This window comes from Micromonospora sp. KC606 (assembly GCF_004348675.1).
In the GTDB taxonomy this organism is placed as follows: domain Bacteria; phylum Actinomycetota; class Actinomycetes; order Mycobacteriales; family Micromonosporaceae; genus Micromonospora.
The window spans coordinates 1-24,110 of record NZ_SMKN01000077.1 but is presented as its reverse complement, the minus strand read 5'-3'; the positions used below and the strand labels follow the sequence as shown (position 1 = coordinate 24,110).

Genomic DNA, 24,110 nt, shown 5'->3' with positions numbered 1-24,110 from the left:
CCTTTCTGCGCAGAGTTGTCCGAGCGTGGTCAAGCCTGCCACAGTCCACTTCTCGTCCTCAGGATCAAGCTCCGCGCCGTACCGCCACGCCTCGTGGAGTTCCTTCGCCGCTACCGGTGGATGGCTGAATCCCCCCTTTGCGAGGCGTCGGCAGCTGATCAGGTTCCGATAGGCGGAGGCACTCAGCTTGAGGGTCTTCGCCAGCTGCCGCAGATCATGCGTGATGAGTTCCTGTTGCTGGGCGGTGGAACTCACGTTCCGGTCCTTGAGTGCCAGAACCTTCAACCCGCACTCGACGGAGTAGAAGCGTAGTAGGTGACTCACCGGCGGAGGGCTCGTTTCGGCAGCGTCGCGGAGTCGAACGTAGCTGTTGGTCAGCTCGCGGAGAGAGACAGTCAGCGGCACCGACGGATCCTATCGATGACTTCCGGTGCTGGAAAGCGATCTATTGTCAGGTATCTGCGTGGCGGTTACTGCTGTACCGGGAGGTTGTGTCTCAGGATTGCGAAGATCAAGTCGCTAATAGCGCTGGGTCAGCCGGCGGGTCGACCGGCTGGACGAGTTGCCAGCGAACCGTGAGGGTGTGGGCGTCGAGGTCGAGGTCGTCCCAGTGCAGGCCGCATGCTTCGCCTCGGCGGAGGCCGGTGAAGGTGATGAGGTGGTAGAGGGCGTAGAGGCGGTCGTTGGCGTCGTGGGTGTGGTCGAGGAATCTGCCGGTGTGTTCGGGGGTCCAGATCATGACGGGGCTGGGGGTCTTGCCGGTGTCGCGCCAGGTGCGGATGCGTTGGTCGGTCCAGACGGTGGGCTTGGGCGGTCGGGCGGTGGGTAGTTCGACCATGAGGGCGGGGTTGGTGTCGATGTAGCGGTGGCGGCGCATCGCGTCGTTGAGGGCTTTGCGCAGGGTGGCGTGGATGACGTGCAAGGTTCTGGGGCCGACGATGCGCTGGTTCTTGACCTGGTCGCGTTTGGCTTGGTCGCGACTGGCGCGCAGGGTGGCGATGGTGGTGTTGCGTTCGGCGATGGCGTCGTACATGGCGTCGATGTGGCCGGGGCGGAGTCGGTCGATGCGCAGGTGCCCGAGGTGCGGGATCAGGTACAGCCGGATGTGCCCTTCGTAGGAGCGCAGGGTGCCTGTCTTGATGTTCTTGCGTCCGGCGAGCCAGTCGGTCAGGTAAGCCTGCATCGTGGGCAGCTCGGTGGGGGTGATGTCCAGGTGCAGTGCCCGGCGGATCTGGTCGGGGGTGGGGATGGGTGCGCCGGTCTTGACGGCGGCTTCGATGAGGTCACCGGTCTTGACGGTGGTGTGCGGGTCGGTGGGGTCGGGGACGGCGAGCGCGGCCCGGATGCGGTCCAGGATCGCGTCGGCGTCGGCCTGGGTGGCATACGGGCCGTGGCGGAGTGGGCGGCGGGTGCCGTCGGCGCGGGCGGGGATTTCGATCTGCCAGTGCCATTGGCCGTGGTTGCGGGACCAGCCGCCGCCGGGCCGGCGAAGCTGGGGACAGGAGCGTCCCAGTCGCCGGCCGGTGACGCTGTCGCGGCAGCCGCAGCGTTTGAAGGTGGATCCCTTCACTCTTCGTCTCCTGGATGCTTCGTATGGTGCCGCCGGCGGTGGTGGGTGGAATCCGCTGGTGGCGGGGTCGTCGCATCCACGCTCACCTTCGGGTCGGGTTCAAGTCGCCGGCCACCGCCTGCCGGGGCGGGGTCGGCGTGGAGTAGTAGAAGGTGGAGGAGGCCGGTGACCGGAACGATGATGCGGCTGCCAGCGCGGATCAGCGGCGCGGGGAAGGCGTCGGTGGCGGCGAGCCGGTAGGCCTGGGATCGGCTGATCCCAAGGACCGATGCGGCGGTGGCCAGGGTGGTGGTCACGCCGAGGGCGCGGACGCGGTCGACCGTCCACACCTCGCTGGCGGGCGCGGCTGCGGTGGGCGTGATGTCTGTCGTGGTGTCGTGCTCGGTGGGGTTCACGTCGGTGCTCATGATTCGGGGTTCTCCTGCCCGTTCAGTGGATGTCTGGGATGCATGGGTTCGAGATGACTTGCTGGTCGGGGCAGCCGCGAACCGCCGAACGCGGTTGCGCGAGTCGCTTGCTGCCGACTTGACGGCGGTAGTGGTGCCGAGCTCGCCGGTGAAGTCGAGTCCTGCGGCGCGGGCGGCGAGGTCGCCTCAGCTCTGAGGGTCTTGAGGAGTTCGGATATCCGGGTGTTGGACACGGTGTGGCCTGTTCCACGGAGGGCTTCGGCGAGCGCCGCCCGGGTCAGGGCCTGCCCGTCCGCGGCGAGGTGGTCGCGGACGCGGCGCGCCGCCGGCAACAGCTCGCCCACGTCACCGGGCTGCGTGGACCGTCCCCTGCCGGCGTTGCGGCGACGGCGGTCCCGTCCGTGAGGTTGATGAGCGACCTCTGCCAGGCCGCTCGTCCGCGTGGCAGACCGCCGCCCTGCCGTCCCGCCGGACCGCGTCGTCTCGGCCGGTCCGCTCGGGGGAGCGGCTTGCGTGGGCTGGTCCGGCAGATGGTGTGCGGTCCGGGCGGCGTTGGTTGTGGGCGTGGTGCCGGCGTAGCCGAGGGCGACCTTGACCATGACGAGGAAGCCGAGCGCGGGCACGGCTGCGGCGATCCAGCCGATCGGTGACGGTTCGGCCTCCACGACCTGCGCGGCGAGGGACAGCGTGACCGCGCAGGCCAGCACGCTCGCGGGAAACACTGTTGAGGTGTGGGCGCGTTTGCGGCGGCGTAGCTCCAGGCCGGAGGCGATCGACATCAGCTCCAGGACGATCGCGTCGGCCCAGGCCAGCCATCCGGGTTGGCCGTGGGCGGCGGCGACGTTGTGGACGTGGGTGAAGCTGGCCGCACCAGCGGCCCCGCCGATCGCCAACATGATCACGATCTGGACGGCGCCCTCGACGCGGCTGCTGCGCGGACCACCGTCCGGGTCAGACGTCGGTGTGGTCGTGGCGGACCACCTTCCCGGACCGGGCTGCGGCGGAGGCTCGTCCGCCAGCCGGGTAGAGCTGGGCACCTGCGCGGACGGTCCGGGCGTCGTCGTCCGGGACCGTGATCGCGGGCAGGGAGCCGGACTGTCCGTGGTGAGCGCGCGACGATACCTCTGCCCTGTCGCTGTCGGAAGGGCTCGGCACTGTCACCGGTCTGTCAGGCCCAGCGGAGCGGGCGCTGACAGAACGGTGACAGTGACGAGGTCTTGCTGTCTTCCGCAGGCGCGAGGTACTGTCCGCGGCCGTCGTGCCGCTGCCAGGCATCACGCCGCCTCACCCGCCCGTCCAGCGTCGACGACGTAGGAGGCGAGGTCGGCCAGTCGCTGCCGCTGCCCTACCCCGCCCGGGACGGCCCAGACCGCCTCAGAGGGACACAAGCCCGCCATGGCGGCGTAATCGCGGGCGCCGGTCGCGGCCAGCGCCCGCAGCGGCGTGTCGGCGAGCAGGCGCCGCAGATTGGCCTCACGGGCGGCGGAAGGCAGCCAGAACAGCACCGGCCACACCCGGTCGAGCGTGGCGAACAAGTCCCCGTAGCCGGCGAGCTTGCCGACCAGAACCGACAACGGCTCCGTCCCGGTGTCGTACTCGACGAAGAACGGAACCCTGACGTCGTCCTCGGCCCACAGGCCGTAGCCGTCCGGGCGCACCCGCGGCTGGTAAGCCCGCACCAGGACCGGATCCTCTCGACGGGCGAACGTGCCAACACGTTGGCAAGCCGCCTCCGGCAGCCACTGGACCAGCTCGGTGCCTGGGTGTGTGCGGGTGTAGCCGGCAAGGTTGGTGAAGAAGCCGTTCACGCCGAGCCGGTGCTCCAAGGTTCGGCTCGATGTCCAGCGTCGCCGCTCCACGCGGGCGTGGTCACGCCGCGGTGGCCGCTCGTCCCGGCTGGCCGCGACGACCTCGGCACCGAGCTGGTCGATGACGTAGTGGTACGGATACGAGCCGCCGTCAGCCCGCTGCGGCCGGAACCGGGCCACCAACCGCAACCGATACAGAGTCCGCAACCGGCGCTGGCAGAAGTCCAACGACGGGAACAACGCCTCAGCGATCTGGAACGACGTCAACACCCCGTGGTCGTACAGCCAGCCCAGCAGGACCCGGTCTCGGTCGGTCAGCTGCGACTGCACCCGCAGAACCGGATCATCCATCCACCATCACCTCTCCTCCGATACGTATGGCCTCCCCCTGGGGAGAGACCCGAGACCAGGACGGATCTGTCGCAGCACAACCAGTCAGCCCTGACAGACGGGCTGACCTGCGGTGTGAGCGGGACAAGGGGGTCCGTTCGGGCGTCCGCCTGAAGACTGACCCCAACGGGGGCGTCAACCCGGACCCCGAAACGGGGATCAACACGGAATCTGTCACCGCCACCGGCAGAAAGCCGGAACACGGTGAGATGGGATGTACGCAGAACACAAAGCTCCTTGATCGAAAAAGAATGGTGGCGTCGACGTCGCGACGCCGTTGGTGTGCGCCGCAGCACCGGCGGGCGCGGGAGACTGCGGCAAAAGCCCACTGTGGAGTTGTCAATGAACACGCCGACCGGCGCACCGGCCGACCCAAGGCGGATCAGGGCAGCAACGACCGACACGACCACCAGAAAGGCGGTCACGGCAGGGGGAACAGCGGTAGCCGTTACGGAGGGCAGGGCGGCACAGTGCCGCCCCGCAGCGGGCTCGTCTCAGCCTGAAACAGGTGCTCCGGGAGCCGTCGACATCACGACGGCCCGGTGGGGGCGTCGACTCAACCCGCCGGAGAAAAATCCTTCATCACGGACCCCCTGTCACTCAAAACCATCGACGGCCCGCCTACTCCCGAGCCTCGAACGACCGGCGACGCTCCCGAAGGAGCGCCACCACCCCGGCCGATCGGACCCGGCGGGCAGACCGCCACGCGGTCGCGTTCGTACCAGTACGCCTCCGCCGGCAGCACCTGTCAACCAGCATCACCGGCAGTCGATCACGACGTTTCCGGACCCAGCCGGACGCGCTGGCACCCGCCAAGACGTGCTGGTCTCCAGCGGGACGGATTCCCGGCAGAAAAATCTTGACCCATCTGTAAAACTGTCTCACTTTGTGAGACATTGCTCCCGCTGACCGAGTCGGTCAGGGCCGCCGGAGTCGCACGGCCGGGCGCGCTTTCCGGAACGGATGATTTTTGCCAGTTGACCCGAGCGGTACGGCTGGCATTCGTTGGGATCCCCTGCCGAACCATGCCCGTACGCCACAGCTTTTCGATCGGGCCAGCACTCGCCCGGAATCTGGTCGGCTACACGCCCGGGTCTCGGAGTACGCGATGACGCCGCTCCCCGCCCACCTCGGGAAGGGAGCGCCGGGCTTACGAGACGATCGGCAGTAGGTCGTCGTCTCGTCCGGTCTGGGGGAGTTTGGCGGCTGCGGCGAGGACCTCGACGGCCTCTTCGAGCGTGGTGGTCTCCGGCAGGACGAGTTCGTCGGGCCAGCCCAGGACGTCCCGGGCTACGTACCAGCCGCTCATGTGCTCGGTGGTGAACTCGCTGGCCTGTGGGCGGGTCAGGTGCCGCCGCAGCGTCTCGGGCAGGGACACATCGAGGTAGCAGAACAGCGACCGCCCCCGGTGGTCGTCACGCAGGTCGGTCAGCATGCTCCGGTAGCGGTCGCTGTGCATGACGCCGTCCAGCACCACGTGGTAGCCGTGGTCGAGCGCGAACCGGACGGTCTGCGCGATCAGCGCGGGGGCCGCGCCGCCGGGCTTGTCCCGCTCGCGCAGCACGATCCGGCGCAGGTAGTCCTGCTCGACCAGGGCGCAGCCCCGGCCGTGCCGACGCCGCAGCTCCCGAGCGATGCTGCTCTTGCCCGAGCCGGAGTTACCCCGGACGCAGACGAGGATCGTGTCCGGGCTGCCGGTGGGTCCGACGAGCACGATGCCTCCGCAGATTTAGTCGTCGCGCACGACGAGGTCGAGTGCGTCGATGGTCAGCTTGGTGAAGTCGGGCAGTTGATCCTGACTGACCGTGACACCGCGCAGATTGTCGAGGGTGGTCTTCAGGCCGCGGAGGTGGCTGCCCCGCAGATCGGTCCCGTCGAGATGACAGGAGTCGATTTCCATGCCGTCGAGGTTGCAGGACCGCAGCGCGATGCCCGGGAGGCGGCAGGTGGACCAGGTGGCGTGGGCGAGGGTGCAGTCGGCAAAGGCGACGGAGCCGGCGGCGGTGACGCGTTGAAAGGTGGCGTAGTCGAAGCGGCACCCGTCGAACAGCACGTCCTTGAGGCGTACGTCGGTGAGTCGGGTGCCGGTGAACCGTGAACCAGTGATGGCGCACCGGTCGATGGTGATGCCGGTCAGGGTCGCGCCGGAGAAGTCGGTACGGATGATTTCGCAGCCGTAGAGGCTGCCGGCCACCCAGGTGCTCTCGCTCAGGTCCACGCCGGTCATCAGGCTGCTGCGGATGCGGGCGTCCTCAAGCTGCGCGCCGCGCCACGCGGCGCCCTCGACGAGGGCCTCGGTGAGGCCGTCGGCCAGGTTCGTCGTGTTGTCGAGGTCGTCCGGTTCGAGGTCCGGCAGTAGGACCTTCACGTCGCCGATCGTGGTGGTGCGCATGTGTCCTCAACCTGTGTAGGCGCGGGGTGGGCACGCCATCCCGCGCGTTCCGTGGCGGGGCTACTTCTTCTTGTTCCAGTTGTCCCAGCCGGGTCGGCTGTCGAACTTCCCTCGGTTGTCCCAGGTGGGGCGGTTGTCGAACTTTGCCGCGTCGATTGACGCTATCGACCGCTCCGGGTCGACGCCGAGGCGGGCGAGTTGGTCGGGTTCGGCATTGACGAGGGCCGCGAGAGCGTTGGTCATGATCGTCCTCCTTGAGGGATGAGGTGGTCCGCAGCAGCGCGGACGACGGCCTGTCGGGTGGTCCGGCAGTAGGTGGTCTCACGGACGGCGAACGTCGCGTGCTCGAAGTAGCGGTTACCGGCCTGGGCACCACGGCAGAAGTCATAGAAGGAGCAGTGGCTGGCGCAGTCATTGAGGGCGACTACGAACTCGTTGACGTAACGCAGGTCGCCGGCGCGGGCGAGCATGGCGGTGATGGGCTGCTGGAGGACGTTGCCGGCGATGAAGTCGCCGTATCGCGAGTCGGTGATGCCGAGTAGCTCCGGTGACAGCAGCACCACCTGCCCATCCCAGGAGACGGTCGGGATCGGCTCGTACGGGGCATGGTCGACGTGCCCAGCGCGGATCGCGGCGAGATAGTCGGCCAAGCGATCAAGGTCGCGGATCCGCAGCGGGCTGCCGCCGACGCGACGTTCAATGAGGCGCTGCCAGAACCGGTAAGCGGCGTTCTCCGACACCGGTGCCCGATCGGCGCCCTCCTGCTCTTCGATGTTGAAGCCCACCGACTCGCAACCGGGCAGGCCGGTGAAGAAGTCGACGAGGGCTTCGGCGTGGTCGATGGTCTCCGGTGTGACCACACAGATCACCGAGTAGGCCAGCCCCGCGTCGGCCAGGGTCTGCATCCCGCGCCGGGTTCTGGTGTCCGTCGGGTTGCCGGCCCGGTCGAGGCGGTTTCGGTTTAACGCGCCCGGTCCGTCGATGCTGACCCCTACCTCAAACCCGTAAGCGGACAACAGCTCGCACCACTGTCGGTTGATCAGCGTCGCGTTCGTCTGGATCTCATGACGCACCGTCCCCGCGCGGCGCAGTTCCTCGAACGGGGCCAGCAGCTCCCGGAACAGCCCGATGGGTGTGGCGGTGGGTTCGCCCCCGTGCCAAACGACGCTCACCGGATGACCGCTGTTCTGCTGGGCGATCGATTCGACGCACGCCTGCGCGACCGCAACTTCCATCAGTCGGCGGGATCTACGATCGGGCAGGTAGCAGTAGGTGCAGTCGAGGTTGCAGAAGCTGGTCGGCTGCACGACCAGGGTGTGGAAACTGCTGGCGATCGCCGGCTGGCCGGTCGTGTTGATGATGCCGATGCCGCTCATGACGATGTCCCTTCGCCCCGACTGGCCTCGGCGGTGGCGACCCGGTAGGAGTCCGTGTGCCGAGTGGGCCAACCGAGAAACCGGTCGAAGATGTCGGAGGCGCTACCCGTCACACTGGGGTTGAGCCGATGCAGATCGTCGATCGCGTCGCGCAGGCAGCCCGCCAGGTACAGGAACAGGCTCACCGGGCTGTCCCGGTACTCGGCCACGAGCGCCAGCTTCGCCGGCCCACACGGCCACGGCTGCCCACACCGGCGACACATCCACAGCGGACGCAACGGTAGATGCTCGACTCCAGCTGATACAGCCCGGTACGCCGAGGATCGGCGCTGCTGCTGACTCATCGGCGATCAGCCTCACGAGCTCGCTGCTCGAACAGCCGACGCCACACATGCGTGAGCAAAGGCGGATCAGCGGGCCACACCTGCCACTGCGAAAACGCATGCCCGGCCTCGGGCTGCCGGGACTGGTCGACCCTCGCGTTACGCGAGACGTACACCGTCATGCCGCCACCGCCATCCGAGACGGTGAGCGGCGGGCCCGCCGGGGGAAAGGCAAGCCCACCGCCGCACCACGGCGGCTGGGAGCAAACCGCCGATCACCCACCCACGCAGCCCTCATGGCAGTACGGGGGCGAGGCCTCAGCCGCACGCATGAACGGGTTTCACCCGACGACGCCGGCTTTCGCCCTGGGCAACGCCCTTGCCTTCCGGCGGTCCCGTCGTTCATCTCGAGCTCCCTGGCGTGAGGCTGCGATTGCGTGCCGGCCGCCTACTCGTAAGAGCAGCGCACCAGCACGATCAGATTCGCTCGATCAACGCGGTGATGGGGATGTCCCGGCGATGCACTCACGGTGCACCTGCAAACACGACGAGTGCCGTTACGATCGTCCGGCCGATAACTGTCCACAGCGAGAGGACGTGCGATGGCCGCGGTGACCACCTGGACCGGCCGGGAAGCCAACGCACTGCGTCAAGCGTTGCGGATGAGCATTACCGGCTTCGCCGATCACTTGGGCGCGGCCCGTCGGACGGTGGCCAAGTGGAGCAGCCAGGGCGACAAGGTCCATCTCCGTGCCGACATGCAGGCAGCCCTGGACACCGTACTCGCGCGGGCGACCCCCGATGTTCGCGAGCGCTTCGACGCACTGCTGAGTACCGGAACCCACGGTGCACTTGCGGATCCCACGGCACCGCCCGTCACCGCCACACACACCCATACTGGCGAAGGCAGCATTCACGACATCGACTCGGGCGGCGACGTGCGGCGCAGAGACCTCCTAACCGGCGTGACGATCAGCGGCATGTCCCTGCCGAGCGTCGCAGCGCTGCTCAACGCACTGGTCGCACCGCCCCTTCATAACACCGAGCCAGTTGCCCTACCGCTTCGGCAGTTCGCTCACGATGTCGCCGCAGCCAAGATCGACTACCAGGCATGTCGGTACGAGCGGCTTCTCGCCGGACTCGTGGCCCTGTTGCCCGCCCTGGAACCGACTCGCGCGGACAGCGAAGGCGAGCAGCGAGCGCAGGTAGGCGCCCTGGCCAGCGATCTCTACCACGTCGTCGGCAGTGTGCTGCTCAAGGTCGGTGACAAGGGCATGGCCCTGGTCGCCGCCGAACGCAGCATCCGCGCCGCCTCGATCAGTCAGGACCCGGTGGCGATGGCCACCAGCGCACGGATCATGACCCACGCCCTCATGAGCAACGGCCACAGCAGCCAGGCCAGGCAGCTCGCCGAAGACGCGGCCGAGGCCCTTCGACGCGGCACCCGCCTCGCCTCACCCGATGCGGTGGCCGTCTACGGCGCCCTGCTGCTCCGCGGTGCCGTCGCCGCCGCGCGTGACGACAACCGGGACAGCGCACACGCAATGCTCGACGAGGCGTCCCATGCTGCCGGACGACTCGGCTACGACGGCAACGACCGGTGGACCGGCTTCGGTGCCACCAACGTCGTGCTGCACCGCGTCAACATCGCACTGACCCTGGGCGACGCCGGCACCGCCATCGCCCTCGCCCGCCAGGTACCGCTAGACAAGATCGACCTCGCCGAACGCAAGGCATCCCTGTTCGTCGACGTGGCTCGCGCCTACACCCAGTGGGGCCGCTACGAGCATGGCCTGAGCGCACTGCGCAGCGCCTATCGAGTCGCACCAGAAGAGATCCGGTGCCGGCCAGCGGTACAGCGCATCGCTGGCGACCTGGCAGCCCTCACGCGCGGGCACGTCCGCGCCGCCGTCCTCGACTTCGCCCAGCACGCCGGGATCCAGGTATGACTCGCCACCTGCAGATCGTCGTCTGCGCTGCCGGGCCCGCCGCAGACGTGACCCAACTGATCGCCGCCGCGACGAAACAGTCGTGGACAACAGCGGTCACCGCCACCCCCAACGCCCTCGACTTCGTCGACCCGAAAGCGATAGAGCGACTGACAGGGCACCCCGTTCGATCCACCTACCGGTCGTCCCCCGGCACCCGCCGCTCCCTCCCGACCGCGGACGCGCTCATCGTCGCCCCCGCCACCTACAACTCAATCAACAAGATCGCCCTCGGCATCGCCGACAACTACGCATTGACCACGGTCGCCGAGCTGATCGGCCGGCAGGTGCCCACCGTGGTCGTCCCGTTCGTCAACGCCGCCCTGGCCACCCGCGCACCCTTCCAACGCGCCGTGGCGGGCCTCCGCGACGAGCGCGTCCGAATCATCGGGACCGAGGCCGAATGGGAGCCGCACCCTCCCGGCAGCGGCAACAACCGCCAGCGGGACTTTCCCTGGACGGCGGCGCTCGAGGCAGCGACCCGGATGGTGGGCGACCTGTCAGGAAGCAGCACCGATTGGGCCGAAGATCTGATACCTAAAGGCGCAATACAGACGAAACGACCACCGGTGGCGGATCTCTAAATACGGACTCACAGCCAGCTCCGGCAGCCGTCGACCAACCGAACCCACGACCCGCCGCGCCGCACCAAGCCGCCACGTCGCGCCCGAGCCACCCCGACGACCGTTACCGAGCGCGACATCACCGGCCCGAAAACAGCCGGGCCGAAGCGCCAGGACGGAACACCGCGCGGGCTCGCCCAAGGCGGGCGCGAACGTCCACGACCACCGCTCGTCGTCCACCGTCGGCCGCCCCGGTCCAACGGCTCCCGAGCACCCACCGAGCACCACCCACCACCGGCGTACCCGAAAAAGGCCCCGACCGGCAGAGAACCGCCAGGTCAGGGCCTTGATCGTTGGTGCGCCGCCAGGGACTCGAACCCCGAACCCGCGGATTAAGAGTCCGCTGCTCTGCCAGTTGAGCTAGCGGCGCTCGTTGGCAACGGAGAGAAGGTTACACGGCCCCCGAGCGCTCTTCCAAATCGGGTGCCCGACTCCCCTCTTCGGCTGAGCTTATCGGGCAGATGCCCCGAAAAGCCCCAGATTCCCGTCGGGCGGGGCCGAGGAGACGACGGCGATGCGGCACCATGTCGCCAGGCACGCGAGAACTGAGGTGGGAATGGGCAGGTTCACGCGGGTCGGGGCGATGGTGGGTGCCCTGGCTCTGGTGGCGTCGTTGGCACTGACCGGGTGTGGCGACGCCGAGAAACAGGCCGAGTTCGTCGGCGGCAGCAGCCCCACCCCTGGTGCGGGCACGGGTACGGACGTCCCGGAGCCGGCACCCTCGGGTGGGACACCGTCAGGGGCAGCCGAGAGCCTGGCGGTCGCCCCGGCCGACGGGTCGAAGAACAAGCCGGTCAGCACGGAGATCAGCGCGACGATTCCGGGCGGTGGGAAGGTGTCCTCGGTCGTCCTGACCTCAGCCGACGGCAAGCGGGTCGACGGGAAGATGCGGGTGGACGGCTCCGCCTGGGTGCCGTCGGCTCCGCTGAGGTACGGCACCCGCTACACGGTCACGGTGACCGGCGCCGGGTCCGGCGGCGAGGCCCGGCAGGGCACCAGTTCGTTCACCACGATGGCGAAGCCGAAGTCGATGATCAGCTCCGGCCTCTACCTGTTCGACGACCGGACGTACGGCGTCGCCATGCCGGTGGTCGTCGAGTTTCACCCGGGCATCCCGAAGAAGGACCGGGCGGCGGTGCAGAAGCGGATGTTCGTCCGGACGGATCCGCCGCAGCCGGGCGCCTGGCACTGGGTCTCCAACGGCACCCAGGCCTACTACCGGGCCCCGGAGTACTGGAAGCCGGGCACCACGCTGGATGTCCGAATCGCGCTGGCCGGCATCCCGCTGAGCAACGGCCGCTACGGCAACGTCGACCGGTCGGCCACCGCCAAGATCGGCCGGGCCTTCGAGATGTCGGTCGACAACGCCACCAAGCAGATGACGGTCCGGCAGGACGGCCGGGTGGTCAAAACCCTCCCGGTCAGCCTGGGCAAGAAGAGCACCCCGTCCTCCAGCGGCACCCTGGTGGTGATGGAGAAGAAGGAGAAGACCGTCTTCGACACCATGGACGACCCGGACCCGGACAACCGCTACCGCACCGATATCGACTTCGCGCAGCGGATCACCTGGGGCGGCGAGTACATCCACGCCGCGCCCTGGTCCGAGGGGGTCCAGGGCCGGCGCAACGTCTCGCACGGCTGCGTCAACGTGTCGATGGCGATGGGCCGGTGGCTGTTCGAGCAGACGAAGATCGGTGACCCGATCACCATCAAGGGCACCGAGCGGAAGCTCGCGCCGGGCAACGGCTGGACGGCCTGGAGCCTGAGCTGGTCCGAGTTCGTCAAGGGCAGCGCCCTGCCGGTGCCGGATGGCGGCTCTGGCCCGCTGATCTGAACCGCCGAGGGCGGGCCGGCGACCACCACCGGCCCGCCCCGCGCCGGCCACCCGGCCGCCGCTGGAGACGAGCGTCACCCGCCCAGGCCCCGCGTTCGCCGATGTCGGCAGCTCACGGCCGGTGTGTCGGTTTCCGCACCGGCAACCGGCGGGCACCCGCGTGCGTCAGTGGGTAAGGATGGGGCATCGGGGACCAGGACTGTGAGGACATCATGCGAGCTACCCACGACCGGCTGACCCGGCGCGCCGGGCGGCGCCGCGCGCTCACGGCGGGGTTTCTCGCCGCCGCGCTCGCCGTAACCTCCGCCTGCACCGGATCCGGCGGCGACAAGCCGTCGACCGGGCAGAGCGCCGGGGAGAGCGCGCCCAAGGCCACGGCCACCATCACCGAGCCGAAGGCGGACGCGACCGACGTCCCGGCATCCACCGGCATCACCTTCACCACGAAGGACGCCGAGCAGACCACCGTCGAAGTCAAGGACTCCGCCGGTACGGCCGTCAAGGGCACGCTCGCGGCCGACGGGCAGAGCTGGCTGCCCACCGGCACGCTGGAGTACGGCGGGAAGTACACCGCGACGGTGACCGCGACCGGCGACGACGGCAAGCCGGTCACCGCCACCAACACCTTCACGGTGATGGCCAAGCCCGACAAGCAGGTCAGGATCACCAGTTTCCTCGGCGACGGCCAGGTCGTCGGCGTGGGTATGCCGCTGATCGTCCGCTTCGGTCGGGCCGTCCCGGAGGACTACCGCGACGACGTCCAGCGTCGGATGAGCGTCACCGCCACCCCGGCTCAGGAGGGCATCTGGCACTGGGCCAGCCCCACCGAGATCCGCTACCGGCCGAAGGAGTTCTGGCAGCCGGGCAGCACCGTCTCGTACCGGGTGCAGGCCGGTGGCCTGCCCATGGGAGACGGCTGGTACGGCCGCTCCGACCTGACGGTGGACATCAAGATCGGCCCGTCGCTGGTCATGCAGGTGGACAACAAGACCAAGCGGATGACCGTCACCAGGGACGGGAAGGTCGTCAAGACGATCCCGGTGAGCCTGGGCAAGAAGAGCACCCCGTCGTCCAGCGGCACGATGGTGGTGATCGAGAAGCTGCGCAAGACGGTCTTCGACACCCTGGAGGAGCTGGGCCCCGAGGAGGGCTACCGGACGAAGATCGATTACGCGCAGCGGCTCACCTGGGGCGGCGAGTTCATCCACGCCGCGCCCTGGTCCGAGGGGGTGCAGGGCCGGCAGAACGTCTCGCACGGCTGCGTGAACGTCTCGATGGCCGACGGGGCGTGGCTGTTCGCCAACACCCGCATCGGCGACCCGATCACGGTCAGGGGCACCGAGCGCAAGCTCCAGAACGGCAACGGCTGGACCGACTGGAACATGAGCTGGGACGAGTACGTCAAGGGCAGCGCCCTGCCGTACGAACCGCCGACCGATCCGGACACCGCAGCCGCGAGCGGTGACGGGGCGAGCCCGTCCCCCGGCGGCGCGCAGGGCGACCCGAGCGCCTCGCCTACGCCCTGACCGGCACCACGGGAGTCCTCTGCCAGGCGGAGGGCTCCCGTCGGACGCCAGCGGGCTCCTGGGTCGGTGACCCCCAACGACGAAGGCCCCCTCCGGATGGAGGGGGCCTTCGTGGCTGGGGTGACTGATGGGAATTGAACCCACGACAACCGGGACCACAACCCGGTGCTCTGCCAACTGAGCTACAGCCACCATGCCTTCCGCTCCGGTCGCCCGGGCGGGTGCGGACTAATAATAGCCACACCGCCGGCGGCTCCGTCCAGCGGGTTCGGCACCGCGCGCGAGTACGCCGGCCGCCTACAGCTCGGCGGCGATCGCCTTCGCGGTGTCCACGTCCGGGCCGGGCAGCGGCACGAAGATGGCGCGCCGGTAGTACTCCAGCTCGCGGATGCTCTCCCGGATGTCGGCCAGCGCCCGGTGGGAGAGCCCCTTCTGTGGCTGCCCGAAGTACACCCGCGGGTACCAGCGCCGGCACAGCTCCTTGATCGAGGAGACGTCGATCATGCGGTAGTGCAGATGGGCGTCGAGGCGGGGCATGTCCCGGGCGAGGAAGCCTCGGTCGGTGGCGATCGAGTTGCCGCACAGCGGGGCGGAACGCGGATCCCTGACGTGGCGGGTGACGTACTCCAGCACCATGTCCTCGGCCTCGGCCAGGGTGACCGTCGAGCGGCGGACCTCCTCGGTCAGCCCGGACTTGCCGTGCATCGTCCGGACGATCTCCGGCATCGCCTCCAGCGCCGCCTCGTCGGCGTGGATGACCACGTCGACGCCCTCGCCGAGCACGTTCAGGTCGGCGTCGGTGACGAGGGCGGCGACCTCGATCAGCGCGTCCCTGCCGAGATCCAGCCCGGTCATCTCACAGTCGATCCAGACGAGTTGGTCAGCCACGGGGCACAGCGTAGTCGTCACCCGGGTGCTCGCGCCTCGGCACCGACGGCGGAGGAGACCGCTAGGGTTTCCCCGTGCCAGCCAAATCCGTCGCGCCACCTGCCGTCACCACCGACGAGCAGCGGGGCCGTACGGTCCGTCGGGTCGTCACGGTGCTGGCGCTCGCGGCCGTGCTGCCGGCCCTCTACCTGCCGGGCCTGAAACACGACTTCCTCGACCTCAAGATCTACATGCGGGCGATGGACTGGTGGCGGGCCGGCAACCCGCTCTACGACTACGTGCAGCCGGACCGGGTGCAGGGCGAGCTCTACTTCACCTACCCGCCGTTCAGCGCGCTGCTGCTCTGGCCGTTCGGCCTGTTGCGCCTCGGCGCGGTGGTGGCGGTCTTCACGGCGCTCACCGCGCTCGGCGTGGTCGTCACGACCCGCTGGCTGGTCGCCCCGGTGATCGCCCGGCACGGACTGCCCGGGGTGTTCTCACTCGTCGTGGCGGTGCTGCTGGTCCTCGCGGTGGAGAGCACCCGCGAGACGATCACCTTCGGCCAGATCAACATGCTGCTGGTGGTGCTGGTCCTGGCCGACCTGCTCTTCGCCGTACCGCAGGCGCGGCGCTGGGCCGGGGTGGGCGTCGGGCTGGCCACCGCGCTCAAGCTTTTCCCGGGCATCTTCATCGTCTACCTGCTGGTGACCCGGCGGTGGTGGGCGGCGGGCGTGGCGAGCGTGACGGCCGTGGCGGCGACGCTGCTGGCGGTGGCGGTGGCGCCGCGCGACTCCTGGCGCTTCTGGACCGACGAGCTCTGGGCGACCAGCCGGGTCGGGCGTACCGACTACACCGGCAACCAGTCGCTGTTCGGGTTGCTGAGCCGGATCGACGCGCCGGCGGCGCCGAACCGGTTGCTGTGGCTGGCGCTGGTCGCGGTGGTGCTCGGGTACGGGCTGTGGCGGGCGGCCCGGGCCGCGCGGGCCGGCGACGAACTGACCGGGCTGACCCTCACCGGCCTGGTCGGCGGGCTGATCAGCCCGATCACCTGGACCCACCACATCTACTGGTTCATCCCCACGGTGGTGGTGCTGGTGGACGCGGCGTTGGCCGCCGACGGGGGCAGCACCGAGGGGATCCGCCGACGACGCACGCTACTCGCGGTCGCGGTCGCCACCTCGGCGTTGATCATCTATGGCGTGGTGTCCTTCCAGGACTGGGGGGTGGCGCCGGCACGTACCGACACGCCGTGGGACTTCCTGCTGCGCAACGAGTACGTGCTGCTGGCCCTGGTGTTGTTGGTGGTTCTGCCGGTGCGCCGAGTCCCACCACGCGGATAAATCGCACCAATTGGACAGATGTTTCCCTGAACGACTTTCGACGCTAATCTGACGACATCAGCACCGATCCCCCGGTGAGTGCGGCCCTCCGCGTCGGCAGCGCGGAGGGCCGCCCGCGGTCCACAGGCACGGACCACGACGACCTCAGTCCGGTGCGCGGACCGGACCACCGGTCGGCGCGAACCGCTCAGTCCAGGTCCACCGGCCCCGGGGTTACCCCGAACCGCTCCGGCGGCCATGGCGGCAGGTCGGCGAGAGAAGCCGGTCGCCGTGCCGGCGCCGCCCCGATCGCCGGGCGGCCACCGTCCGCCCCGCCGACCGCCACCAACTGCCGCTCGGGCTCCGGTTTGCGCGGCGCGCCCAGCCCGCTGAGCGAGCTGACCCCCAGCCGTCCGGCCAGCACCGGCACCTGATCGGGTTCCACCACGAATACCACCTCACGTGGCCGTAGCGGCCGCAGCAGCACCGGCATCGCCAGCCCGACCAGGACCAGCCCGCCGACGAGCAGCCCCCAGGCCACCGGCCGGAGCCAGTCGACCCGCAGCTCGGCGCGCAGGTCCACGGTCAGCTCCGCGCCGCCGTCCGGGCGCATCACCACCAGGCTCAGCCGCCGGCCGGCCAGCTCGGCAGGGCTCCACTCGACCGCGCCGACCCCTTCGCGTACCCAGAAACGGGCTTCGCGCGGGGCGGCCGGGACCACGGGCCCGGCGGTGGGCGCGGGCGCCGCGTCGGTCAGCCGGACCGGCAACGGACCTCGGGCCAACGCGACCCGGTCCACCGTCGCGTGCGGGACCGGTGCGAGCCAACGCCGCATCTCCTCGGACGGAGCCAGGCCGACGAAGGCGGGGCCGTCAGCCGTCCGGGCGGTCAACCGCAGTCGGGACGGGCCGACCCGCGCGAACGGCGCCTCCGTGCGCAGCAGCGCGTCGACATCCGCCACCAGGACCGCGCTGCCGGTGGTGCGCAGCGGCTCGAACCGGGCGCTGAAGGCCCCGTCCGCCGACGCCCGCCCGCCGACGGCGGTGAGCCCGGCGCCGACCAGCAGGACCGGAATCCCGAGAACCAGCAACAGCATTCCGGCGAACGCCCGCACGAACCGCATCCGTTCCGTCTCCTTCGGTGACCGGGTACCCGGCCGACCTTACCGACGCCCACCGCCTGATCTGCGGATATCGGCAGGTCCGTGCGTACACGGCGACCGGCCCGCCGGATCGGGTCCGACGGGCCGGCGCGGTGTTCGTGGATCAGGCCGTGGGCCCGGCCGGAGAGCCGGCCGTCGGCTGCCGCCGGGTACGGGCGAAGGCCAGCCCGCCGAGGAGCAGACCGGCGAGCCCGGCGACCAGGCCGGCGACACCCAGGCCGGTCGCCACGCCGGGGGAGTCGTCGTCATCGTCGTCCGCCTCGACCGGCGCGGCCGGGGCGCCCGCCGCCACGGACGGCGACGGCGAGGCGGCGGTCAGGGTGAGCACCGGCGCCGGGTTCGCCGGTTCCTCCGCGCCCGCGGCCGGCTCCTCGATCCACCGCTGCACGTTGCCGTCGGTGTACGTCTGGAGGACCTTGAAGACCATCCGGTCGACCTTGGGCAGGGGCCCCATCGAGACCGGGAACTCCTGGAACTGCCCCGGCTTGACCGCCGCGTCGCCGGTCGCCGTCCAGGTCAGCTTCGCCACCGCCTCGGTGATCTGGCTGCCGTGCACCTCGATCGGCGGGTCGACCCTGCGCTTCTCCACCGCGACCGTCCACCCCGGCACGGGCATCGTCGACACCGAGCCGACCGGGGCGTTCTCCGGCAGCACCACCTCGAGCTTGTTCGTCGAGGCGGTGTCGCTCTCGTTCGGCACCCGGAAGGCGAACCGGCCGTAACCGCCCTGAGTGGCCTCCCTGGGGTTGACCGTGACATGCGCCGAGGCGGGCCCGGCGAAGCCGAGCACGGCCGTGGTGACGGCGGTGATCGCGAGGGTGGCGGCGGTTGCGGTGCGCCGGAGACGGATCATCTGGGTGAGAGCCTTTCGTCTACTTGATCGGCACGGTGACGTTCACCGTGGCCTGGTCGATGTCGGACGTGCGGACGGTGAGGCGCAGCTGCCACTCGCCGACCGCCGGGAAGTTGACCTCCCCCGTCGCGTGGTTGTCGGTCAACGGCAGCAGTGGGATCTCGATCGGCTCGATCCCCGCCGACGGCAGCGCCGCGGTCGCCCGCCACTCGACCGCCGGCTGCGGCCGGTTGTCCTTCGTGTACGCGTACAGGTGTAGCGAGTTGTTGCCCCGCTCGGCCGGGTCCAGCTCCACCTGGAGGGAGTAGAGCGGACTGGTCACCGTGGTGGAGAAGTAGCCGCTGGCGGACCCGGCCACGTCACCGGCGGCCACCCGGGCCGGAGTGCTCTGGACCAGGGTGGCGGACAGCCCGAGGATCACCGCGGTGATCGCCAGCTCCGCCCAGACCGCCCGCCGCACCGACGTCGGCCGGCCGGCCGCGGTCCGCCGGCGCACCAGCGCCCGGGAGTACGCCGCCACCCCGATCACCAGGGCGAACAGGATGATCTTGGCTAGCAGCAGCCGCCCGTACGTGGTGTCGACCAGGGCGGGGAGGCTGCCCACCTCGATCAGGCCCTGCACGGTGCCGGCCAGCAGCAGCGCCGCCACCGCCAGCGCCGCCCAGCGTGACCAGATCGGCAGGATCGCCCCCAGCTCCCGCTCGTCGGCCCGGGGCAGCAGGAAGCCGGCGAGCATAACCAGGCCGCCCAGCCAGGCCGCCATGCTGCCCAGGTGCACCGCGTCGACCAGCACCGAGACAGCCGGCGCGGGTGATGCCGCGCCGTGCCCGGCCAGCGGCCAGGTGAACAGCGCCGCGGCGCCGAGCACGGCCAGGATGATCCCGTCGGAACGGCCGACCGGCCCCTGGGTGAGCGGACGCAGCAGGAACGCCGCCGCCCCGAGCAGCCCCAGCCGGACCAGGTGGGCCGTGCCGTACGTGCTGCCCAGCACGTCACCGAGGCCGGCGCCGGTGACGTCGAACGGCCCACCCCCGGCGGTGTACGGCACCTGAAGCCACAACTCGGCCAGGGTCGCGACGGCCAGCAGGATCGTGCCCGCCCAGAGCAGCCGGGCCGGGCCGCTCCGGGAGAGCCGGTACGGCCAGAGCGCGGCGAGCACCAGCGCGGCGCCGACCATCAGCAGCAGACCCACGTAGCCGAGGTAGTTGACCACCTTCACGCCGGCGTCCACCACCGGGTCGGCGCGGCTGTCGGAACCGGTGTCGGTGGGCGGCGGCGAGGGCGCGCCGACGGAGTAGGTGAACGCGCCGGAGACCGGGTGGCTGTCGGCGGAGATCACCCGGTAGCTCACCAGGTAGGTGCCGCGCGGAGCATTGCGGTCCACCGGGATCGTCACCACCGACCCCTCGAAGGCGGGCTCACCCCGGTCGGCCCGCGAACCGTCCGGCGCGATGACCCGGATCTTGCCGGTCACCTTGCGGACGGATTCGCTGAAGGTCAGCACCACCTCCGCCGGCGCCTCCGGCACCACCGCGGCGGCGACCGGGCTGCTGCTCACCAGCACGGCGTGGGCGCTGGCCGGCGTCGCCGGGGCGAGCAGCAGCGCGACGAGGGTGACCAGGAGGCCGGCGGCGACGCCCAGCCGTACGGACCAGCGACGATCGACCATGTTCATGATGGCCATGCTCGCCGACGCGAGGCCGGTTCGGCGACCCGGACCGATGACCGGGCGGCGCGTCCGGTCCCGCCCGGCGGGGAACCTCGTCCTGGTGCTCGTCGACGAGCTCTCGGCAGGCGGACCCGCCGGCGGCACCGGGGCGTCGGCGGCAGCCGGACCGGCGGGCCGGGTGGGCGGCGGGGCGTGCGGATCCGGGTCCGGGGGGCGACTCACCCGCGGCCCGCCGCGACCGCGTGCCACCACGGCCGGCCGGGCTCACCGCTGACCCGACCCAGCGCCCAGAGCAGCCCCGCCTGCGCCACGGCGGCCAGGTGACCGATCTCGTGCACCAGGGCCGTGGTCGAGTTGGCGATGTCCAGGACGCTGGTGGCGGCGAGGCAGACCGCGAGCACCAGCGCCACCGGCAGGAACGCCCGGGCCCGCTCCGGCCGCCAGGCGGCGAGCACGAAGCCGACCGCGAGGGCCACGTCGAACGAGGCCATCTCCCGGCCGGTGTGCGGGTCGGCGGCCACCCCCAGTCCGGTCAGCAGCACCGGCAGCGCGATGGCGAACTGCGCCACGGCGGCCACCGCCACCGCGACCCGCAGCACCCGACGACGCGCGGCGCGGACCGCCTCCGGGGAGCGCGCGGCCAGCACCGGGTCGGCGGCGACCGCGGCGAGCACCCGGGCGGTCAGGTCCGGCACCCGCACCGGGCGCAGCCGGGTGAGGCGGGTCACCTGTTCGGCCCGCGACAGCCACGAGCGGCAGCCTGGACAGGCCGCCGTGTGCGCCTCCAGCGCCGCGTCCGGCGCCTGCGGGTTCTCACCGTCCAGCCGCGCCGACAGCGCCACGCGTACGTCGTCACACTCCACGAGCAGGTAGTCGGGTGACGGCGGCGAAAAGTTCCCGACGTGAGCGACGCCATGGAAGGGTCCAACGGTCCTGCTCCGGCCCGCCCCGGCGCGTAGCCTGGTCTGTCGTGATCCCCGTCCCGCGCGACACCTCCGCCGGCCGCCCGCACCTGGCGTACGGTGCCGCTTCGGGCACGGATCACGACGCCCCCCAGTACGCGGCGCCCGGCCCTGGGCCGGACCCGGCCACCCGGTGGGCGTTGACCGCCCGGGACGGCGACCCCACGGCCCAGGCCGCCTTCGTCCGAGCCACCCAGGCCGAGGTGTGGCGGTTCGCCGCCGCCCTGGTCGATCCGGACAGCGCCGACGATCTCACCCAGGAGACCTACCTGCGGGCTTTCCGGGCGCTGCGTGGCTTCGAGGGACGCTCCAGTGCCCGTACCTGGCTGCTCGGCATCGCCCGCCGGGTCTGCGCCGACCACCTGCGCGCCCTGCACCGACGGCGTCGCCTCGACGAGCGGCTCACCGCGCACGCCCACACCGGCCGCCCGCACCCCGACCCGGCCGGTCAGCTCGGCGCCACCGATCTGATCCGCCGGCTCCCCGCCGACCGGCGCGGCGCGTTCGTCCTCACCCAGCTGCTCGGTCTGTCGTACGCCGAGGCCGCCGCAGTGGAGCAGGTGCCGGTCGGCACCATCCGCTCCCGGGTGGCCCGGGCTCGACACGACCTCATCGGCGCGGTCGGCGAAGCGATGGCCGGCTGAGCCATGGAACTCCGCGACCGGACGGAACGACCAATGAACGTGACCGCTGCTCGCACGCGGGCCATCCGCTGGCCCGTCATCCGTCCCTGGCTCGGCGTGGCCGCGCGGCTCGGCCTGGCCGCGGTCTGGCTGATCGCCGGCGCCACCAAGGTCGGCGACCTGGCCGCCTCCGGCCGCGCCGTGAACGCCTACCAGGTGATGCCGTACGACCTGGCCACTACGATCGGCGCGGCGCTGCCCTTCGTGGAGCTGGCGCTCGGCGTGATCCTGCTGCTCGGCCTGGCCACCCGGCTCGCCGCCGGCGTGTCCGCCGCGCTGCTGGTGGTCTTCGTCACCGGGATCGCCTCCGCCTGGATCCGCGGCCTGGCCATCGACTGCGGATGCTTCGGCAGCGGCGGGCAACTCGCCGCCGGGCAGTCCCCGAGTTACCTCCCGGAGATCCTCCGGGACCTGGGATTCCTGGCGCTGGCCGGGTTCCTGCTGATCTGGCCCCGCACCCCCGTCTCGGTCGACGGCTGGTTGGCGGGCGACACGCGCGTGGAGGATGACGATGAGTAGTCGCAAGGGGCAGCGGGACGCGGCCCGGGTGGTCCGCGAGCAACTGGCCCGGGAGAAGCGGCGCAAGCGGACGCTCTGGACGTCGGTCGCGGCGGTCGCGGTACTGGTGATCGCCGGCCTGATCGGCTACAGCGTCTGGTCCGGCCAGCGGACCGACGAGTTCACCGCCCCGAAGGGCGCCAACGAGGCCGGCACCGGCATCGTCATCGGCAGCGGACCGGTCACCATCGACCTCTACGAGGACTACCTCTGCCCGGCCTGCAAGCAGTTCCAACAGCTCAGCGGGGACACCATCAACCAGCTGGTCACCGAGGGCAGGGCGAGGGTGGTCTTCCACCCGGTCGCCTACCTCAACCGCTTCTCCACCACCGAGTACTCCACCCGCTCGTCGGCTGCGTCCGGCTGCGCCGCCGACGGCGGCAAGTTCAAGGAGTTCACCGACGCGCTCTTCGAGCGGCAGCCGCCGGAGGGCAGCGCCGGGCTCAGCAACGACGAGCTGATCGACATCGGCGCGGGCGTCGGGCTCAACCGGGACGACCTCGCCTCCTGCGTCTCCGGCGGCAGGTACAAGGCGTGGACCGAGCACGTGACCGAGGAGGCCAGCCGGGCCAACGTCACCGGCACCCCGACCGTCAGGGTGAACGGCACCGACGTCGCGGACCGCTCCCCGGCCGGCATCCGGGCGGCGGTGGAGGCCGCCGCCAAGTGACCCCTTCCCCGCTCCACCGGGTCGGCCTGGTCGTCACCGCCGCGCTCGTCGCCGTCCTCGCCCTCGCGGCCCCGGCCGCCGCGCACGGCGCCGACGCGCCCGACGGCACCGACTACCGCGTCCAGGTGACCGGCCTCACCCCGCCGCGCGCCGACCTGACGGTACGGGCCGTCGAGGCGGGCGCCCGGCTGGAACTGGTCAACACCTCCGGGCGGGACGTCCAGGTGATCGGCTACTCCGGGGAGCCGTACCTGCGGGTGGGGCCCGACGGGGCGTACGAGAACAGCCGCTCCCCCGCCACGTACCTCAACCGGACCCTCGCCGGGGACACCACCCTGCCGGCCGAGGCCGACCCGGCCGCGCCGCCACGGTGGCGGAAGATCACCGACGAGCCGCGGGTGCGCTGGCACGACCAGCGCACCCAGTGGCGGGAGGACGGCGTGCCGGCCCCGGCCGTCGCCGACCCGACCCGCGCGCACCGGGTCCGGGACTGGGCCGTCCCGGTCCACGACGGCGCGGGGCAGGTGGAGATCCGCGGCACCCTGGACTGGGTGCCGCCGCCGGACGCGTACCCGTGGTGGGTGGCCGCCACCGTCGGCTTCCTGCTCGTCGGCGCGGCCGGCCTGCTGCCGGCCGGCTCGGTCTCCGGCAGCCAGGCGCTACGGGCCGTCGGGGCGCTGCTGGCCCTCGGCGGCGCGGCGGCGATCACGCTGGTGGTCGGCCGGGAGCTGGACGCCGGCGCGGACGGGCTCGGCGGGTTGCTGCTCGGGCTGCTCACCGGGCAGGTCTGGGCGCTGCTCACCGGGCTGGGCGCCGTCGCGGCCGGCGGCTACGCGCTGGCCCGCCGGCCCGCCGCCGACTTCGCGCTGGCCCTCGCGGGCGCCTGCCTGGGGGTCTTCGTCGGCGTCGCCAACCTCGCGATGCTCTCCCGCGCGGTGGCCCCGGCCCCCTGGCCCGGCCAGTACGCCCGGCTGCTGCTCGTGGCGGTGCTGATCGCGGGGGCCGGGGCCGTCGGCGCCGGCGTCCTCCGCCTGCACGCCGCCTCCCGCGCCGCCCTGGCCGCCGCCCGCCGTCCCGATCCCGTCCCCGCCTGACAGAGCGCCGGACGCGGAACGCCCCGACGCCCCGAC

Annotated in this window: 23 protein-coding genes, 2 tRNA genes and 2 pseudogenes; 9 read left to right on the top strand and 18 right to left on the bottom strand. The window is 71.0% G+C overall.

The window, feature by feature from the left end:
• From E1193_RS16620 to amcA (E1193_RS33985), 11 genes and pseudogenes are all read right to left on the bottom strand, one after another.
• Positions 1-405 (bottom strand): hypothetical protein (locus E1193_RS16620; protein ID WP_132184101.1); only part of this gene is annotated, 405 nt, incomplete at its 3' end.
• A 148-nt stretch (positions 406-553) separates the two neighbouring features.
• Positions 554-1,570: pseudogene (locus tag E1193_RS16615) on the bottom strand (site-specific integrase); the annotation flags it as partial.
• Positions 1,567-1,977: a hypothetical protein gene (locus E1193_RS31920; protein WP_165945755.1), complete on the bottom strand. Its 411-nt coding sequence runs from the start codon at positions 1,975-1,977 to the stop codon at positions 1,567-1,569. The gene E1193_RS31920 and the pseudogene E1193_RS16615, both read right to left, overlap by 4 nt.
• Entirely contained in the window at positions 1,974-2,873 is a 900-nt protein-coding gene (locus E1193_RS16600) for a DUF2637 domain-containing protein (protein WP_132184102.1), read from the bottom strand. Before E1193_RS16600 ends, E1193_RS31920 begins: the two co-directional genes overlap by 4 nt.
• A gap of 378 nt (positions 2,874-3,251) precedes the next feature.
• Positions 3,252-4,136 carry a replication-relaxation family protein gene (locus E1193_RS16595; protein ID WP_132184100.1) on the bottom strand — a complete coding sequence of 295 codons (885 nt, stop codon included), beginning with the start codon at positions 4,134-4,136 and terminating at the stop codon, positions 3,252-3,254.
• 1,189 nt (positions 4,137-5,325) lie between these two features.
• The gene (locus tag E1193_RS16590) at positions 5,326-5,889 is read right to left on the bottom strand and encodes a kinase (RefSeq protein WP_132184099.1); all 564 of its coding nucleotides are present in this window, start codon (positions 5,887-5,889) and stop codon (positions 5,326-5,328) included.
• Between the two features lie 15 nt (positions 5,890-5,904).
• Positions 5,905-6,567: a pentapeptide repeat-containing protein gene (locus tag E1193_RS16585; protein WP_132184098.1), complete on the bottom strand. Its 663-nt coding sequence runs from the start codon at positions 6,565-6,567 to the stop codon at positions 5,905-5,907.
• 60 nt (positions 6,568-6,627) lie between these two features.
• On the bottom strand, positions 6,628-6,810 hold the full coding sequence (gene amcA / locus E1193_RS16580; protein WP_132184097.1) for a multiple cyclophane-containing RiPP AmcA: 183 nt from the start codon (positions 6,808-6,810) through the stop codon (positions 6,628-6,630).
• On the bottom strand, positions 6,807-7,943 hold the full coding sequence (gene amcB / locus E1193_RS16575) for a cyclophane-forming radical SAM peptide maturase AmcB (RefSeq protein ID WP_132184096.1): 1,137 nt from the start codon (positions 7,941-7,943) through the stop codon (positions 6,807-6,809). Before amcB ends, amcA (E1193_RS16580) begins: the two co-directional genes overlap by 4 nt.
• Positions 7,940-8,287, bottom strand: coding sequence for a hypothetical protein (locus E1193_RS16570; RefSeq protein ID WP_132184095.1), 348 nt, complete (start codon positions 8,285-8,287; stop codon positions 7,940-7,942). The genes amcB and E1193_RS16570 overlap by 4 nt, the downstream gene beginning before the upstream one ends.
• Entirely contained in the window at positions 8,284-8,448 is a 165-nt protein-coding gene (amcA, locus tag E1193_RS33985) for a multiple cyclophane-containing RiPP AmcA (RefSeq protein ID WP_347877032.1), read from the bottom strand. Before amcA (E1193_RS33985) ends, E1193_RS16570 begins: the two co-directional genes overlap by 4 nt.
• Before the next feature lie 420 nt (positions 8,449-8,868).
• On the opposite strand from amcA (E1193_RS33985), the gene E1193_RS16560 reads away from it, so the two are divergent.
• Positions 8,869-10,215 carry a hypothetical protein gene (locus E1193_RS16560; protein WP_132184093.1) on the top strand — a complete coding sequence of 449 codons (1,347 nt, stop codon included), beginning with the start codon at positions 8,869-8,871 and terminating at the stop codon, positions 10,213-10,215.
• Entirely contained in the window at positions 10,212-10,838 is a 627-nt protein-coding gene (locus E1193_RS16555) for a flavoprotein (RefSeq protein WP_132184092.1), read from the top strand. Before E1193_RS16560 ends, E1193_RS16555 begins: the two co-directional genes overlap by 4 nt.
• A gap of 333 nt (positions 10,839-11,171) precedes the next feature.
• On the opposite strand, the gene E1193_RS16550 is transcribed toward E1193_RS16555, so the two are convergent.
• Positions 11,172-11,247, bottom strand: a tRNA-Lys gene (locus tag E1193_RS16550).
• Between the two features lie 186 nt (positions 11,248-11,433).
• Here E1193_RS16550 and E1193_RS16545 point away from each other — a divergent pair.
• Positions 11,434-12,711 (top strand): Ig-like domain-containing protein, encoded by a 1,278-nt coding sequence (locus tag E1193_RS16545; protein WP_132184091.1) that lies wholly within the window; start codon positions 11,434-11,436, stop codon positions 12,709-12,711.
• A gap of 212 nt (positions 12,712-12,923) precedes the next feature.
• Entirely contained in the window at positions 12,924-14,237 is a 1,314-nt protein-coding gene (locus E1193_RS16540; RefSeq protein WP_132184090.1) for an Ig-like domain-containing protein, read from the top strand.
• A gap of 116 nt (positions 14,238-14,353) precedes the next feature.
• Here E1193_RS16540 and E1193_RS16535 read toward each other — a convergent pair.
• Both E1193_RS16535 and orn read right to left on the bottom strand, forming a co-directional pair.
• A tRNA-His gene (locus E1193_RS16535) sits at positions 14,354-14,429 on the bottom strand.
• Between the two features lie 105 nt (positions 14,430-14,534).
• On the bottom strand, positions 14,535-15,125 hold the full coding sequence (gene orn, locus E1193_RS16530) for an oligoribonuclease (RefSeq protein ID WP_132184089.1): 591 nt from the start codon (positions 15,123-15,125) through the stop codon (positions 14,535-14,537).
• 74 nt (positions 15,126-15,199) lie between these two features.
• On the opposite strand from orn, the gene E1193_RS16525 reads away from it, so the two are divergent.
• Positions 15,200-16,444 (top strand): glycosyltransferase 87 family protein, encoded by a 1,245-nt coding sequence (locus tag E1193_RS16525; RefSeq protein ID WP_132184088.1) that lies wholly within the window; start codon positions 15,200-15,202, stop codon positions 16,442-16,444.
• A 358-nt stretch (positions 16,445-16,802) separates the two neighbouring features.
• Here the strand turns inward: E1193_RS16525 and E1193_RS33200 are convergent.
• The 4 genes and pseudogenes from E1193_RS33200 to E1193_RS16505 all read right to left on the bottom strand — a co-directional run.
• A pseudogene (locus tag E1193_RS33200) lies at positions 16,803-17,021 on the bottom strand (hypothetical protein); the annotation flags it as partial.
• A 667-nt stretch (positions 17,022-17,688) separates the two neighbouring features.
• A complete protein-coding gene (locus E1193_RS16515) occupies positions 17,689-18,438 on the bottom strand; it encodes a YcnI family protein (protein WP_132184086.1) in 750 nt (249 codons plus the stop codon).
• A gap of 19 nt (positions 18,439-18,457) precedes the next feature.
• Entirely contained in the window at positions 18,458-20,122 is a 1,665-nt protein-coding gene (locus tag E1193_RS16510) for a copper resistance protein CopC (protein ID WP_132184085.1), read from the bottom strand.
• A gap of 203 nt (positions 20,123-20,325) precedes the next feature.
• Positions 20,326-20,970, bottom strand: coding sequence for a zf-HC2 domain-containing protein (locus E1193_RS16505; protein ID WP_132184084.1), 645 nt, complete (start codon positions 20,968-20,970; stop codon positions 20,326-20,328).
• 239 nt (positions 20,971-21,209) lie between these two features.
• Between E1193_RS16505 and E1193_RS16500 the strand changes: the two genes are divergently transcribed.
• The 4 genes from E1193_RS16500 to E1193_RS16485 are packed head-to-tail and all read left to right on the top strand — an operon-like array spanning position 21,210 to position 24,074.
• Complete coding sequence (locus E1193_RS16500; protein ID WP_279433354.1) at positions 21,210-21,713, top strand: sigma-70 family RNA polymerase sigma factor; 504 nt, start codon at positions 21,210-21,212, stop codon at positions 21,711-21,713.
• A 33-nt stretch (positions 21,714-21,746) separates the two neighbouring features.
• Positions 21,747-22,271 (top strand): MauE/DoxX family redox-associated membrane protein, encoded by a 525-nt coding sequence (locus E1193_RS16495; protein ID WP_132184082.1) that lies wholly within the window; start codon positions 21,747-21,749, stop codon positions 22,269-22,271.
• On the top strand, positions 22,264-22,980 hold the full coding sequence (locus tag E1193_RS16490) for a thioredoxin domain-containing protein (protein ID WP_132184081.1): 717 nt from the start codon (positions 22,264-22,266) through the stop codon (positions 22,978-22,980). The genes E1193_RS16495 and E1193_RS16490 overlap by 8 nt, the downstream gene beginning before the upstream one ends.
• Positions 22,977-24,074, top strand: coding sequence for a hypothetical protein (locus E1193_RS16485; RefSeq protein ID WP_132184080.1), 1,098 nt, complete (start codon positions 22,977-22,979; stop codon positions 24,072-24,074). The genes E1193_RS16490 and E1193_RS16485 overlap by 4 nt, the downstream gene beginning before the upstream one ends.
• The last annotated feature ends 36 nt before the right edge of the window (positions 24,075-24,110 follow it).

Coding starts and splice junctions, on each gene's coding strand:
- E1193_RS31920 (WP_165945755.1), bottom strand. CDS start 1,977: ATGAGCACCGACGTGAACCCCACCGAGCACGACACCACGACAGACATC.
- E1193_RS16600 (WP_132184102.1), bottom strand. CDS start 2,873: ATGTTGGCGATCGGCGGGGCCGCTGGTGCGGCCAGCTTCACCCACGTC.
- E1193_RS16595 (WP_132184100.1), bottom strand. CDS start 4,136: ATGGATGATCCGGTTCTGCGGGTGCAGTCGCAGCTGACCGACCGAGAC.
- E1193_RS16585 (WP_132184098.1), bottom strand. CDS start 6,567: ATGCGCACCACCACGATCGGCGACGTGAAGGTCCTACTGCCGGACCTC.
- amcA (WP_132184097.1), bottom strand. CDS start 6,810: ATGACCAACGCTCTCGCGGCCCTCGTCAATGCCGAACCCGACCAACTC.
- amcB (WP_132184096.1), bottom strand. CDS start 7,943: ATGAGCGGCATCGGCATCATCAACACGACCGGCCAGCCGGCGATCGCC.
- E1193_RS16570 (WP_132184095.1), bottom strand. CDS start 8,287: ATGAGTCAGCAGCAGCGCCGATCCTCGGCGTACCGGGCTGTATCAGCT.
- amcA (WP_347877032.1), bottom strand. CDS start 8,448: ATGACGGTGTACGTCTCGCGTAACGCGAGGGTCGACCAGTCCCGGCAG.
- E1193_RS16560 (WP_132184093.1), top strand. CDS start 8,869: ATGGCCGCGGTGACCACCTGGACCGGCCGGGAAGCCAACGCACTGCGT.
- E1193_RS16555 (WP_132184092.1), top strand. CDS start 10,212: ATGACTCGCCACCTGCAGATCGTCGTCTGCGCTGCCGGGCCCGCCGCA.
- E1193_RS16545 (WP_132184091.1), top strand. CDS start 11,434: ATGGGCAGGTTCACGCGGGTCGGGGCGATGGTGGGTGCCCTGGCTCTG.
- E1193_RS16540 (WP_132184090.1), top strand. CDS start 12,924: ATGCGAGCTACCCACGACCGGCTGACCCGGCGCGCCGGGCGGCGCCGC.
- E1193_RS16515 (WP_132184086.1), bottom strand. CDS start 18,438: ATGATCCGTCTCCGGCGCACCGCAACCGCCGCCACCCTCGCGATCACC.
- E1193_RS16510 (WP_132184085.1), bottom strand. CDS start 20,122: ATGGCCATCATGAACATGGTCGATCGTCGCTGGTCCGTACGGCTGGGC.
- E1193_RS16495 (WP_132184082.1), top strand. CDS start 21,747: ATGAACGTGACCGCTGCTCGCACGCGGGCCATCCGCTGGCCCGTCATC.
- E1193_RS16490 (WP_132184081.1), top strand. CDS start 22,264: ATGAGTAGTCGCAAGGGGCAGCGGGACGCGGCCCGGGTGGTCCGCGAG.